This window comes from Clostridium sp. JS66 (assembly GCF_033561535.1).
In the GTDB taxonomy this organism is placed as follows: Bacteria; Bacillota; Clostridia; order Clostridiales; family Clostridiaceae; genus Clostridium_AM; species Clostridium_AM carboxidivorans.
Genome location: NZ_CP131467.1, coordinates 4,146,785 through 4,161,321 on the forward strand (window position 1 = coordinate 4,146,785; position 14,537 = coordinate 4,161,321).

Below are 14,537 nucleotides of genomic sequence, written 5' to 3' on the forward strand. Positions count from 1 at the left end.
GTACCTCCTAAATTTTAAATTGATCTACTTATAGATTCTATGCTTAAAATCTGTCTATATTCATTAATAGTGAATAATATATGATTTAGTACAATATATTACTATGTGAATAATTTTTTAAGAGGTTCTTATGTCTAGTTACACATTTATCAATATAAAAAAACTAAAATTAAGACCTTCATTAAATAAAATTAACAGATTAAAAAATAAAAAAGTTTATGATGGTATTTTTTATAAACTAGAAAATAAAGAACGTTATTTTTATATTGGTGGCTCGATACATCTTGGAAATAACAAAAAAGTATGTTTTAATAGTGCGGTTGAAGATGCTTATATAAATAGTACAAAGCTTGCTGTAGAATTAGACATCACTAAATTTAAAAATAAAATAGATTACTTTAAATGTTTAGCCAACACCCCTACTGTGAAAATTCATATAAATAATGAAAATTTTGAACCTGATTTCTTGCAAAATGAAAATAACCTTAAATATAAAAACTTATGTAAAGAATTAGATTTAGATTTTGAAAAATGCTCCAAATATCCACCTAAAACTTTTTATTCTATACTACATCAAAGACTTATGAAAAAGTATGGATATAAATCTACTTATGGAATAGACCTCATGTTTATTAACAGAGCAAAACATGATAAAAAAGAAGTAGTTTCGCTGGAAACTCCTTGCACTCAAGTCAATGCATTAATAGCAGCTGCAAATATGTCACCAGAATCCTTAGGCAATAGCAGCATAAAGAATTTAAAAGACTTAGAAGCTTCAATGAAGCTATTATCACAAATGCACAATGCGGTTTTTGAAGGTGATGCTTTAACTCTTGTAAATGATATATTCATATATAAACCATTAAATGAATCAGACAAAAACAATCTTAATACACTGCTTTTTGAAAGAAATGAAAATATGGCAAATAAAATAGAAAACCTCATAAAATCACAAGAGGTTTACTTTGTAATAGTTGGAGCCTCTCATGTAATCGGCAAAGGTGGATTATTAAAATTATTTAAAGATAAGGGATATAAAATCTCTAGGTTAAAATAAGAGTAGGCTAAACCTACTCTCAGATTGTTCAAGAACCCAGCACTTTTAAAAGTGCTGGGTAAAATTATCGATTCTAATTTATGCGGTAGTATTTATAGAAAATATCAACATCTTCAAATATTTGTAAATAGTTGTTTCGTAAAATCAAAAAAATGTGCGATAGCACTCTGGCTATCTTTTTCATATTCTGAACTGCTGCCGTAAGTAGGCATTGTTCAGAAACTTTTTTGATTCCACGCAAACGAGCATAGCGTAGACCATGAAGATTTTTTGAATCTGCAAAGCTACGCTCAATTTTTTCTTTTCGTCTATTATATATACTTTTTCCTTTTTCTGTCTTGGTAAACTTAAAAACTTCTTCTTTATAGTCCTCCCAAACATGGCGTCTAATAGTTCTAAAGCTTGCTTTATCTGAAGTTAAACATTTATCTCTATATTTACAGTTTGTACAATTATCTGAATTACTAACATATTCTTTATAGCCTTGTCTATTGGTTGTTTTATATTTTAATAGGTACTTATTTTCACAAACATAACCATCTAAATCTTTAACATACTGAAATCTATATTTTGTAAATTTGCCTTTAACGTGCGGTCCTAGTCTAAAGCCTAAAACGGCCTTATAACTTTTCTCAGAAAGTTTTTTACAAATTGGATTAGTTGAATAACCAGCATCAGCAACTACATATTTTGTGTGAAAATTAAACTTTTCTATTTGTGTTTTTAATCTATCAATATAAGGATCTACATCATTAATATTTCCTGGAGTTACGTAGACATCAGTTATTATATTGTATTTGCCATCTACTGTTCTATGATCCAAATAGAAGAAACCTTTCGGTTTACCTTCTCTAACCATGTATCCACTTTCAGGATCTGTAGTGCTTACTTTTATTTCTTTAGTTTCAGCTATTTTTTCTTTTTTTTTAAAGGTTTTTTTCCATGTTCTATTCTATCTTTATCAATATCTTTTTCCAGTTGTTCAAGATATCCTTTAGTTGACTGAGTAATTATTTCTTTAGTAAACTTATTTTTATTAGCGTTAGCTTTTAAGTGAGTTGAATCTGTGTATAAAATTTTACCATCTACTAATTTTTTATTTATAGCTTGAAGTACAATATTATCAAATATCTTTTGATATATATTGGTATCTTTAAATCTTGCTATTCTATTTTGACTTATAGTTGAATGACTTGGAATTTTATCTGTAAGATTATATCCCAAAAACCATCTATAAGCTACATTAACTTCAATATCTTTAACAAGCTGACGTTCTGAACGTATACCAAATAGATATCCAATAAAAAGCATTTTAAATAAGACTACTGGATCTACTGATGGCCTACCATTATTGTGACAATATAAATCTTTTATTAGTTCTCTTATAAAAGAAAAATCAATATATTTATCTATTTTTCTAAGGATATGGTTTTTGGGAACTAAATTTTCTATATAAACTAATTCTAATTCATTTTGTTTTTCTGAATTATTTGTAAGCATATATTACCTCCGTAAAAACCCTATCGGGTTAATTTTATCTATATTATATATTCGACATTTATACAGAAAATCCTTTTTGAATCAAAAAAATCCCTATCGGGCAAAAAATTAAAAGAGCTGCTGACAAAATATGTTTATCAACAGCCTGAAGGTAATTTATTTACCTTCTAAAATTTCAATTATTTCATAATCCAATATAAATTCTACATCATATCCAAATTGTTTTGGTAGATCAGAGTAAGTAACCATTGCCCTAACTAAAATTTTATCCCTATGTTTAATTCTACGATATACTCTATATGCTTCAAGTTGATCTTTTGTACTTTTTCTTATTATCTCATTAAATTTGCTTTTATGATGCTCTATAGCCATGAATCTTTCACCTTGTTGTGGGTCAAACATTTCTTCTGTTAGCACTGTATCTGGTGGCATATTAGTTATATCCATTTTTGTCTTCCTTTCAATATAAACTTAACAATTTCATTATACCACCATTTGTGGACCCATTTATGTCACAAAGCTTTTATGTTATCCAAATTCCATCCAATTTTCTCTAAGCTCTTACATTCTTCTAATAATTCTTTTTCACTTTTTAAAATACTCTCTTTCATATTTGGTATAGACAAAAGATACATCGTTTCTTGAATTGAGTTCCAGTCACTTTCTGAAACTAAAATTGCATTTCCCTTTTCACTTGTTATTTTTATGGATTCTTTATTTGCGATAACTGCCATGAAAATATTATCATACGTCTTAAGTAACTCTCTCTAGGATATCATCCCTTGAAGCTTATCTTTTAAATCTGCTTTTACTGATGCATCTTTTTCAATGAGTTTAAGGTATTCATTTATATCAATTGACCTCACAGCAATAAATGGCCTGTCTAGAGATTCATCAATGGTATTAATAAAAATCTTATCATATTTTTCTAGGACATTTTCATACTTGGGATATATAATATAAATATTTGCCTTACGATTATACATATTATAAAAATACATGCCATAAAAGGACAGCTGATAAATATCTTCGTTATATACTTTCTTATTTCCATAAGCCTTATTTTTTGTATCAATAATTATATAGTCATCTTTATTTTTCTTATTTACTAAAACAATATCAGGCTTTATCCTCCTGTAGCATTTATCCTTAGCATTTAATATGGCATTAGATATCTCCCATTGAGGTATAATATCATAATCAGATTTTAAGTATTTAGCAAAAAGTTTAGTAACGAACATCTCAAATAATTCATTCATATCTATAAGCAAAGAATATCTATTATTATGTTCTCCAACCCTATATAAATTTTCCGTTCCAATACACTCTATTAGAAGTTTGCAATAATAATGGGCTTCCTTATATTGTGAATTGAGTCTATTATAGTTAATCTTAGGAACCTTTCTTCCTTTTAATTCATCACAGAGTTCTTTAAAAATTCCTAAATACTTTTTAATAATCTTCTTTTTATCTAAATCATCAGTTATATGTGCTGCTATACTAAGGGCCTTTAATATTATCTGATTTTCTATAACATTTGGATTAAGTTCATCATATTTGCAGTAAATACTATCTCCCCTAAGAAAATTCTTTTTCAAATAATTAGCAAAATCTATTCTTCCTCTAACAACCTTTAGATTCTCATTGAAGTTTACATACTCCCTAAATAAGCTGCCCTTTAAAATATTCAAAACTTCCTCTAACAATAAGCTTATTATAACTTCATAAAGGTCATTATTTGCTTTAGTTACCCTAATATTTTGTTTAAAATCCTTGTACTTTATATCCTTTGCAAAAAGAATCATATTTAAAAGGCTTCTGAAATCATGATCAAATCTAGGAAATATATTTATTCTTTTCTTGCTTAATTGAATTGTCCCAACATAATTTAATGGCTTAATATAAATTCCTCTTTCATTTTCTCTAATGTAATATCTGCACTCACCTTTTTTTATGTCTTCATACTGAAGATTACTTAAAAATATTCTATCATCCTCATTGTAGCTTTCTTTATCAATAAGTACCTCTTGGCCATATTCAATCAAATCAATCATTTTTCTCACCAAAATTATTTAAAATCTCAGCAGCAAAATAATCTTCATTACCATTTATAAGTTCATATTTTAACTCTTCACTATCTTCATCTATAAACTTTTCTCCAATTATTTCACTCATTTTACTATAATCATTAAAACAATACTCTGATATTAAAGGTATTATATCGTATATATACACCTCTTTTAACTCACTCAAGGTATCAATTTGTTTTCCATTTTTCATAAAATATGAATGACCTATTTGTTTTTCTCTATCTTCAATTTCGCGCAATTTAAGATTAATCTTCATAAGTATTTCCTTTGGAGATAATCCTAAGTTATCAATAGGCTTATTTATAATTTCATAATTAGGCATACACTCAATAAATGCAAATCTTCTTCTAAGTGCTGCATCAAGCATTTTTATACTTTTATCTGTAGTATTCATAGTACCAATAATATAAACATTTTCCGGTACATAAAAAGTTTCCTGACTCTGCGAAAGAGTTAAACTCATACCTCTTTTATCCTTTTCAATAAGGGTAATCATTTCACCAAAGATTTTCTCAACGTTTCCTCTATTAATCTCATCTATAATCAAATAGTAGTTACTATTTTTATCAGCCTTTGCTTTGTTACATATTTCTTTGAATATACCATCCTTAAGTGTGAAAGAAATATCACCTTTTCCATTGCTAGAAGGTTTATACCCCTCAATAAAATCTTCATAGTTAAAAGAAGGGTGGAAAGTACAAAACTCTTTAATGACTCCATTACTTGAACTTTTAAATTTCCATTTTAAATATCTGCTGCTTAAATAGGTTTTTCCTGTTCCAGGAGGCCCGTATAATATTATATTTCCTTTTCTATTAAGGTTCTTATCAATTTGAATATAGAACATCTCCTCTTCTTCTGTAAATACATCATCAATCACTACTGGAGGAGTACTTACAACATTTCCCGTATCTGTAGGCTTTGTTTCTTCTCCAATTATATTCTTATATAATTTTTCTGTAATGTTAAGTACTGTTCTAAAAGCCCAGTAGTTCTGAGGCTCTATCTGCTTTGGATCAAAATCCTTTTTCCAATTGACATATACTATATGCTTAAATTCATCTCTACTTACATCATATTCATATCCCTTGTCACTTACTTCACCTATACCCATAATCGTATTAGTTCCTTTATTAGCAACAATTATATCACCAGCATTCAGCGAAAAAAATGACCACATTTCATTAGATTTCTGCGTAGTTTTGCTTTTATCATAATCATATATCTCAGCAAACTTATGTTTAAATTCATTATAATCTGCATAATTTCTCATATCGCCTATATCATCCCATCCAATGCATATGTAATTATTTTCAACGCAATCTTTCCAATACTTAGCATCTTCACCTGGAGCTATTTTGTATATCTTTGAATCATGTATAATTGTATTATAGGCAAATCTCATAAACTTAAAAGGACTCCAATTCTTAAAAATCTTATGGCTTTCCTGCACCTTCTTAAGTTCTATATTTGCCCTTACACTATCCCAATCTTTAATATCATTTCTTTCATATCCAAAATACTCTAATATTTTTTGTAGATGAGCAGTACTATATATAGGCAGTACCTTATCAGAATAATACATATATAAAAGCTTTCCTCTAACCATATTCATGGAGTAAATAATATTATCTTCATCAATATTGTAATATCCTGTAGTTTCAAATTTTTTTAGGAATTCATATAATTCTTTTCTAAGCTTTAACCAAGCTTCTGTTTCATTTCCAAAGTCCTTAGGATATATCCATTTATTTTCCTTTACACTAAAAAATATTTTATGTTTATGAGCAGAACCACCTTTAATACTTCCTAGCTCAGTAGTCTTATACTCTAACCACCAACTTAAACTACCCTGCCTTTTTCCTAATGCAAACTGTTCCAAATCCATATCCTTAATATTTTCTAATGGGAATTCACTTACAAACTGTTTTCTAAGTTCTTCTTTTTTATCAAAATCTTCTTCTATGTATTCCTGCTCAAAAGTAGATATCAAAAAGTTTATATCCATTGTAACTCCCTCCAATAATATAAGTTTAAGTCATGTCATCTTATGTTAAATATAATTCTACAATTTTCTCAAATATCCTATAGAAAATGGTAATAAAATAAAAACTATTAGAATTCAAACTGAAAACTAATAGTTTTTTCTCCAAATAATCAACTACTTACTTGCCATTAGTAACTTGGCTATTCACATTAATACCCTACTCCGAATACGTAAACAGTTTGTGAACACAAATTGTTTTGCGACTTAACTTCCAAAATTTACACCTCTGGGGTGTTTGCGAAGGCTTTCCTGAGCTTACTAGTATTCAAGTATGTACGTTTCCTAGTTGGCAACTCTAACCCCTATGGAAATTGAAATACTAATTTATTTACAATTACTCTAATTCAAATACCTTCTTAGATAGATCCTCTGCACTTCCATAGAATAAAATAGACAGCTTACTCCAGATATCACTTGGCATAGTAATTGTATCAGGTTGATTTGATATAGGAATATATACTATTTTCGCTCCCTGCTCTACAATAAATTCTAATTTTTCATATAGGTTAGACGTCTTTATCAAATTTCCATTTACAGTCATACTACCAAGAATGACTGTTTTGGATTTAATTGGCCTATTTATAAATATAGAAATCATACTTAAATAAAAAGCTGCCCCTATTTCCTGATTACCACCAGAAGAATTCTCATCAATTAATTGTGTTATATATATATGTTCTGCTAACTTATTTGTAACTCCCATATTATTAGCATTGGATTTAATATAGTTATAAATATTTTTTATTGTTTCTTTTGTTTCCAATGATGGTCTGCCTGTGATTTCATATGAACCATTTCCCCTAATAGAATTGGTTTCTATTTTCAATGGAAACATTCTATCATCCCTTGTTATCACAGTATAAATTTCACCAATATCAAGCTGAGACACCATACTACCTATGCCACTTGCCATTTCTTTTAAAAATACTTGTTTAGTAGTTTGGTCTTCTTTTGACAAATACTTAAATGTAGCACCAAAAAATTCTAATCCACCTCTACGTTTTAGTTGCTCTTTTACTCTCATTCTACCTTCCATAGCAAATTCTAAGTATTCTTTCAATTCATCGGCAGTCACATCTAAATCAGGATGTAGAAGTTTCAGCAATCCTGATACTGTTTTTCTTATAGCCTTTGTATCTCTGGAGCTTAAACTTTTATCTAAAGTAAAATATTTATCTATTGCATCAGAATATGACCTTTTTCTAAAATCATGGAGAATCTTAGAGAAAAAATCAGAAATAAATCCAAAATCAATTGAATAATATTCTGTTTTCATCTTTGGCATTTCCCAACCAGGTAAATAATAATGAAATCTATCTATAATAGCAGGAGTCTGTAATTCATCAGCAAGTGTTGCAAATAAGTTTCCACCCTGTTCCCATACTTGCAGTGGATTGTCAATATTACCTACAAAAACCATTGATGCTTTACCTTCTATACGCATTTTATCCCTTGCAAAGTTTCCAGATTCCATATACGTTTGTAACATCGCAGGGCCCTGTGGGTCATCAAATTTAACATTTGCAACTTCATCAAATGCTACAACATCCCAAATTCCAACTAACCCAACTTCTTTTTTTGTTAAATTATAAAATAAAACTGGTACCGTGGCTTTACCTCCAGCCACAAGCAAACTATATGGTGATAATTCGTTGTATGTATATGATTTACCTGTTTCACGAGGACCAAGCTCAATCATATTATAATTAGTTTCACAATGGGGAATAAGACGAAGTAGCATTAAAAGCTTTTGTCTTAGATCAAATTTATCCGGATTTAATCCTATGCTATTTATTAAAAAATCAATCCATTCATCACGTGTAAATTCTTTTCTTTTTTCAATATATTCTTCTACTTCATCAGTAGAAATCTGCATAGGACTAAATTTACCAACTATAACAGGATATTTGGAACTATCTTCATTTTTTTCAAGTCTAATAAGTCCCCACATGCCCCCCTCTAAAAGACCCTTATATTTTCTAATCCACTCATCATCAACTAAAATGTCCTTTATTCCTGCAGTATTAAGCATGCCGATATACATATCTTTTTTAAGATCAACATCAATAAGTAATTTATCAATTATTACAATGCTACCTTCAGTTTTTATTGCATCCTTTATTTTATTTTTATCTTCAGGTAAAATATAATGTTTATTCAAAACACCTTTCACCTTATTCACTACTTCTTCATTAGTTAAGCCTTGATCAGAATATTGAGATATAAGGTATTCAAGCACATACACCGGAAGTTTTATACTACTTTTCAAGCTATTTACTATGCCCTTTTTCACTACTTTGTATTTAAATACACTTTGTACTTTATCTTGCAAACTCATATACAATCCTCCAAATTAAAATATATCTAATTCTTTATCTATTACTGTGTTACCTGACTTTTTAATGGTAGTTTTTTCTGTAATCGTCCCATTATTAACAGTAATTAAAAATTCATCACCTTTGTTATAATTTCTAATTGAAACTTTTAGTTTAAAGTTGTCATCATCAATAATTGTCATAAATATTTTTTGAGTACCTGCATATACAATACATTCAAAACCCTTTGCTTTAGAAATATCAGCTTTTAACTCATTATAAGCCTCAATATTCTCAATGTACTGTTTTCCTGTTTCTAACTCAATATATTTTTCTGCTTTAAACAATAATGCAGTAATAATATTTTCTTGTAATGATACTCCACCATGAGTATATCGTGTTGTCTGACGAAGAGAATTAATACTGTTTATAAAACATATATTTTTATCTTTTAGGTCAACAAAATCTGCTACCTTTAAATCATTTTTGTAAAACATAGTATCTACTTTTTCATTAGATGATAGAATTAAATATCTACTTTTTTTCTTTTGAGAGTCTACGTCATTATCCTGAACCTGTATTTTCTTTTCAATATCTATAAATCCGTGGTCACTTAATAGCATAACATCAAAATTTCTATTCATAGAATAACTTATAATAGTTTTAAGTTCATTTACTGCTAAACTTATTTTTTGAGAACTATCATAGCTATGCATAGCTTTATCCACATCATTATAAAAACAGATAACACTACCATCACAATTACTAGTCTCTTTGAAATCTTCAAATGAAATTACACTACATCCTAATAGCTCTGACAATTTTTCAGTTCTCCACTTTATTATACCAGTTATTAGCTTATCATTTTTAGTTAACTCAAATACATTATTAGCATTTATTCTTAACTTTTCATCTGTGATAAAATAACCATTCATGCAAACTTCGGTTTCAGTTGGAAGTAGGGAAACTACATCATAATCTATTACTTCATTGCAGTTCATATCATTAAGCAATCTTTTTGCAATTTCATACCTAAGGCCATCTGCAAAAATAAATACTGTTTTTCTTCTAAGCTTCAATTTTTTCAACAATTCATCTTGCCTGAATACTTGCGAAGCATCCTCCAATAAATCATTATAACTAGCAATATATTTACCATTTATATTGCTAATAACATTAAAGTACATATGCTTCAATTCTTCCATAACATCAGCTTTCTTTACTTTAATATAAAAATCAAAGTTATATGAAAGTTCTTCATATAAAGCCGAAACTTCTCTATAAATACTATCAATTTCATATAAATACTCTTTATATTCTTTGATAGTTGCACTTATTGTATTAGTAGGAAAGGTATAAGAAACATATTTTTTCACAAGCTTGTTCAAACAACGAATCTTATTTATAAATAGTTCTATATTTTGCATTGTTTTAGTCCATAACAAAGTATTATCTATATAAATATCACAATACTTTTCTATATTACTAGCGATATAATTCTCAAATAATATTGGAATTGTATACGTAATTTGTCTAGTGTTTTTATTTTTAAACTTCTTATTTATTTCTAAAATTTCTTTTTCAAAATAAACATTGTTCATCTTTATAAATTCAAATATTTTGTTTAATTCTTCTATACTAATTTCAACTATACTGTCATTAAATTCCACCCCAAAATCATCCTTATTTTGAGATAGTAATAAGGTAACAAGCACCTTTTCAAATAAATCCTTATTATTTTCAATTTCTAAAATATTAATATTGTAACTATCTTTAATGGTCACAGCAATCTCATCATATAAATATAAAGCTTTTGCACTATCTACACTAAATTCACCTTTTATAAATGCTATCATTAAATCTTTTGGTGTGCTAACTCTCCCCATAAAAACTTTAACCAAACTGCTTTTTAAAATTTCATTGGTGATAATTTCATTATTTTTTATATCAGATATTACTGCATCAAAATTATCAATTAAAATCCTGTATTGTTCGCCTATAAGTTCAATGCTACCACTTAACTTTTCTTTTATTTCATCACAAAAGTTAAACAACAACTCAGGTGTAATGATAACATAATTTAATTTATTAGATGCAACATAAGCATCTATGTTTATATTAAATTTACTGTAAATAGCACAAATTTCATTTGTAGTAAAATCTCTAATACATTTTTGTAATTCTATTTTAGAGTCACTTTCTAAAACAGCAATATTTAATTTTTTACCTAATTTATAAAATATATTTTCATAAATTTTATTTTCATCATATATGAAGGCAGGGATAATTCCCGCCTTATTTTTTATAATTTTTTCAATTATGCCAATTAGCCTATCCATAATTATCCCTACCTAACCATAAATATTATTCTATTACTTTCCAACCATCCAGTGTTTTAACACTACTAGCTAACAATTTTTCTTGTTTTTCAAGCTCTTTTCTTTGACTTGAAGTAATTTCTGTTTGTAGTTTTTCTTTTACTGTTTGTAAGTGAGGTCTATACACATCATTATTTAGTCGTCTAATTTCATTTTGCATAACATATTTTTTATCATCTTCAAACTCCAACAAGAAATGTGTTAGATGCCATATTACAACCTGTTTATTTACTCCTGTTCCTGCAAGAACTTTTTGCTGTAATAGAGGTTCATCTAAGTCCTTACTGCCTTTTCCGGCAAGAGTAACATTTCCAGAGCCTATTTTTGCACCACCACGAATAACATCAATAATAGTTTTTCCTAAAATAGCTTCTATTTCTTCAACTATGTTATAACCATTAGGAAAAGTCTTTTCTATATGCTGTTTTATTAAAATTTCAATTTCCTCATCTATATATAATTTTGCAGGTGCATTGATTAAAATATCCTTTGCAATTGATCTAATATAGTTTAGTGTAACTTTTTTTATATCGTTATCTTTGTTTGGTTTTGGTTGTATGTTTGGAAGCTCTTCTTCAATTACCTTTATATCTTCTTCATCAAGCTCATAAATTTTATAGATAATTTGATCTATTTCAAGCTGTAATATATAAATCTCATTTTCAAGTTCGTTATACTTATTTATAAATATTTTATAGGCTTCTCTTATCGTTTTACCACCATTATTAAATCCATATACAAGTTCTACTTCATGATAAAAATCTGATACATAATTAAATCCCAATAAATACTCTTTTAGTTCTCTTGCTCTATTTGTTTTACTAATAACTAACCGTTCATTTTGTTTATCAGGAATTTTATACGGCATTTTTTGTAAATCACCAACTTGAAAATGAGGACTCGGATTTAGTTTTTTTAATAAATAATTAGGAAACTTCGAATTAATAAATCCAAGTAAATAGTCATAATTAATTTCTTCTGAAAAAATACAAGAACCTGTTGTATCAAAAATACAACCATTAGCTAATTTTCTTGCACTAAACCTACTTTCACTTGTAATATCACTATATGTTATACCACTCTTAAAATAATAAGTTTCATTTCTTATTACAGATCCTTTAAAAGCTCTAATTTTTTCTCCATTGTTAGCCCAAATTACATAGTCAGTTAAATCATTAGCATACTTAGAAAATCCTCCGCCTTTGGCATAAGGATAATAATCTACCCCTATTTTATCTCTAGGGACTTCCCATTTTTTACGTAAAAATAACTCATTCTTGCCAGTTGCCATTCCTTGTTTTATTCTAGCTGGACTACTTTCATCAACACCCAAATATTTTGACTTGGCAAATACACTTCTTACATTTTCACTAATATCATACAAAAACGGATATGAAAGTATTTTTTTGAATTTACTTTGTTCAACTATAAACTTTTCACAATTACATAATATATCTGAAATAATATCATTTGTTTTTTCTACATTTATTAAATGCTTTGTTAGATTAGCACTTAACATTGGTTGTGATTTTAATCCACCTTTTTCGTAAATTGATATTGCAGAATCAACAGTAGGACCTTCAAAAACACCTCTACCTAAAGTTAAAATAACCTTTATAGCTGTATTGTTAAGTATCATTTCTCTTGTTTTGTCAAAGCTACCAATATACATAAACGTATCAGAGCTAATAAATCCAATGATACCCTTTTTAACAGTAAGCTCAATTGCTCTTTCAATAAAGGCACTAAATAAATTTCTTGAATTTTTAGGATATTCTTTTTTAAGAAAATCAGAAGTTTCACTATCCATTTTTCTTGCATCAACAAAAGGAGGATTCATAACAACTACATTGAATTTATTCTTAAAAAACAGTCTAGCATCTCTTTTAGCAATAATATTTTGTGTAGAAATATACTTACCAATGTCCTCTGCTGTATATTGTCTTTCATTAAGTTCTATTTCAGTATCAAAAAGTGAAAGCTGTAACTCTTCTTCTTTATCGTTTTCCCAACGATAAAGAGAATTTGCCTTCAAAATATTCATATTAAATAAATTGAAATTTTTTATATTAGCATCACTAGCTTTTTTCTTTGCTTTAAGCCATAAATTTAGCGCTGTTACTTGTAATGGTTCTCTTTGAATATCCACCCCAAAAATATTTTTTTCTAAAATAGAATTAATAATAATGTTATCACTCCACTGGGTATGTTCTTTCTTGTATATCTCATAAAACACATCAAAAGAATAAACTAAGAAATTACCAGCTCCGCAGGCAGGATCTAAAAGTTTTATAGTTTCTATCTTTTTATTCTCTTCAAAATATGGCTTTAATGTATTATCAACTATATATTTTACAACCCATCGTGGCGTATAGAATTCCCCAAACTGTGCTTGTTCTTCCTCAAGATTGGTTAGTATTTCGTTATAAACTCCATCTTTATATGAAATATCTTTATTTTTTTTTGCTGATTTTGTTTCTTCAGCTTTGACATCCACCCAATATTGGTATATCCAACCTAAAAAGTCATCTTCAAAATACTCTTCATCCTCAATTTTATTTATAGTGAAAAGAATTTCTTTTAATCCATCGAAATCAGGGTGAACTAAGTTATGCTCATAGTCTTTAAATAACAATGGTACTTCTTTTGCCATTTCCTTGGATAACTCTGAAAACATAAATATAAAATTGTAATATTCAGTGTCCTCTTCTTCATTATCCTTTTGTTCCATAAGTGCAATAGAATCTCGATATTTTTCCGCTAAATCTGTAAATGCAATTGGCGATACACTATTAAAGTCAGGTAATATTTGGTCATAAGCTCCACCATCTAAAAGCCCTTCTAGAACTTTGCTAATAAGTCCCCTTTTCTCCATAGTCTTAAAACAAATAAGTATATGCAAAAAAGTTCTAGCACTATCTTGGATATAAGCAATATACTCTTTTTTATTACCTGCTATATTTTTACCATCGAATAGACTAACTAAGTTATTTTTTATAACTGTATCATATTCACTAAGTGGCTTATCTGCTGTTATGTTGCCACTAATACTAAATCCAAATTTTTCCATTTTACCTGCTATATCTTTTATAATTATTTCTCTTAATTTAGAAACTATAGGCTTTAATGTTGCTCTTGACATATTTTGTA

The 14,537-nt window shown here is 28.1% G+C and carries 9 protein-coding genes; 1 reads left to right on the top strand and 8 read right to left on the bottom strand.

Features of this window, described 5'->3' with window-relative positions:
• Positions 1–130: 130 nt before the first annotated feature.
• Entirely contained in the window at positions 131–1,057 is a 927-nt protein-coding gene (locus Q6H37_RS19390; RefSeq protein WP_318735452.1) for a TraB/GumN family protein, read from the top strand.
• 73 nt (positions 1,058–1,130) lie between these two features.
• On the opposite strand, the gene Q6H37_RS19395 is transcribed toward Q6H37_RS19390, so the two are convergent.
• The 8 genes from Q6H37_RS19395 to Q6H37_RS19430 form a co-directional block, all read right to left on the bottom strand.
• Positions 1,131–2,557, bottom strand: a protein-coding gene (locus tag Q6H37_RS19395; RefSeq protein ID WP_412523864.1) for an IS1182 family transposase whose coding sequence is annotated in 2 segments (ribosomal slippage) — positions 1,131–1,969 and positions 1,969–2,557 — 1,428 coding nt in all. Because the reading frame shifts where the segments join, the coding sequence is not laid out codon by codon here.
• Between the two features lie 156 nt (positions 2,558–2,713).
• A complete protein-coding gene (locus Q6H37_RS19400) occupies positions 2,714–3,004 on the bottom strand; it encodes a hypothetical protein (RefSeq protein WP_318735455.1) in 291 nt (96 codons plus the stop codon).
• 65 nt (positions 3,005–3,069) lie between these two features.
• A complete protein-coding gene (locus Q6H37_RS19405; protein ID WP_318735456.1) occupies positions 3,070–3,291 on the bottom strand; it encodes a type II toxin-antitoxin system Phd/YefM family antitoxin in 222 nt (73 codons plus the stop codon).
• A gap of 33 nt (positions 3,292–3,324) precedes the next feature.
• A complete protein-coding gene (locus Q6H37_RS19410) occupies positions 3,325–4,611 on the bottom strand; it encodes a 5-methylcytosine restriction system specificity protein McrC (RefSeq protein ID WP_318735459.1) in 1,287 nt (428 codons plus the stop codon).
• Positions 4,604–6,655 (bottom strand): McrB family protein, encoded by a 2,052-nt coding sequence (locus tag Q6H37_RS19415; RefSeq protein ID WP_318735462.1) that lies wholly within the window; start codon positions 6,653–6,655, stop codon positions 4,604–4,606. Before Q6H37_RS19415 ends, Q6H37_RS19410 begins: the two co-directional genes overlap by 8 nt.
• 373 nt (positions 6,656–7,028) lie before the next feature.
• Positions 7,029–9,032, bottom strand: coding sequence for a protease Lon-related BREX system protein BrxL (brxL, locus tag Q6H37_RS19420; protein WP_318735465.1), 2,004 nt, complete (start codon positions 9,030–9,032; stop codon positions 7,029–7,031).
• 15 nt (positions 9,033–9,047) lie between these two features.
• Complete coding sequence (locus Q6H37_RS19425) at positions 9,048–11,348, bottom strand: PglZ domain-containing protein (RefSeq protein WP_318735468.1); 2,301 nt, start codon at positions 11,346–11,348, stop codon at positions 9,048–9,050.
• Between the two features lie 25 nt (positions 11,349–11,373).
• Complete coding sequence (locus Q6H37_RS19430; RefSeq protein WP_318735471.1) at positions 11,374–14,529, bottom strand: Eco57I restriction-modification methylase domain-containing protein; 3,156 nt, start codon at positions 14,527–14,529, stop codon at positions 11,374–11,376.
• Between the last annotated feature and the right edge of the window lie 8 nt (positions 14,530–14,537).

What these genes read in the sequence shown, in the direction of transcription:
- Q6H37_RS19390 (WP_318735452.1), top strand. Translation starts at nt 131, where the DNA reads ATGTCTAGTTACACATTTATCAATATAAAAAAACTAAAATTAAGACCT.
- Q6H37_RS19425 (WP_318735468.1), bottom strand. Translation starts at nt 11,348, where the DNA reads ATGGATAGGCTAATTGGCATAATTGAAAAAATTATAAAAAATAAGGCG.
- brxL (WP_318735465.1), bottom strand. Translation starts at nt 9,032, where the DNA reads ATGAGTTTGCAAGATAAAGTACAAAGTGTATTTAAATACAAAGTAGTG.
- Q6H37_RS19430 (WP_318735471.1), bottom strand. Translation starts at nt 14,529, where the DNA reads ATGTCAAGAGCAACATTAAAGCCTATAGTTTCTAAATTAAGAGAAATA.
- Q6H37_RS19415 (WP_318735462.1), bottom strand. Translation starts at nt 6,655, where the DNA reads ATGGATATAAACTTTTTGATATCTACTTTTGAGCAGGAATACATAGAA.
- Q6H37_RS19400 (WP_318735455.1), bottom strand. Translation starts at nt 3,004, where the DNA reads ATGGATATAACTAATATGCCACCAGATACAGTGCTAACAGAAGAAATG.
- Q6H37_RS19405 (WP_318735456.1), bottom strand. Translation starts at nt 3,291, where the DNA reads ATGGCAGTTATCGCAAATAAAGAATCCATAAAAATAACAAGTGAAAAG.
- Q6H37_RS19410 (WP_318735459.1), bottom strand. Translation starts at nt 4,611, where the DNA reads ATGATTGATTTGATTGAATATGGCCAAGAGGTACTTATTGATAAAGAA.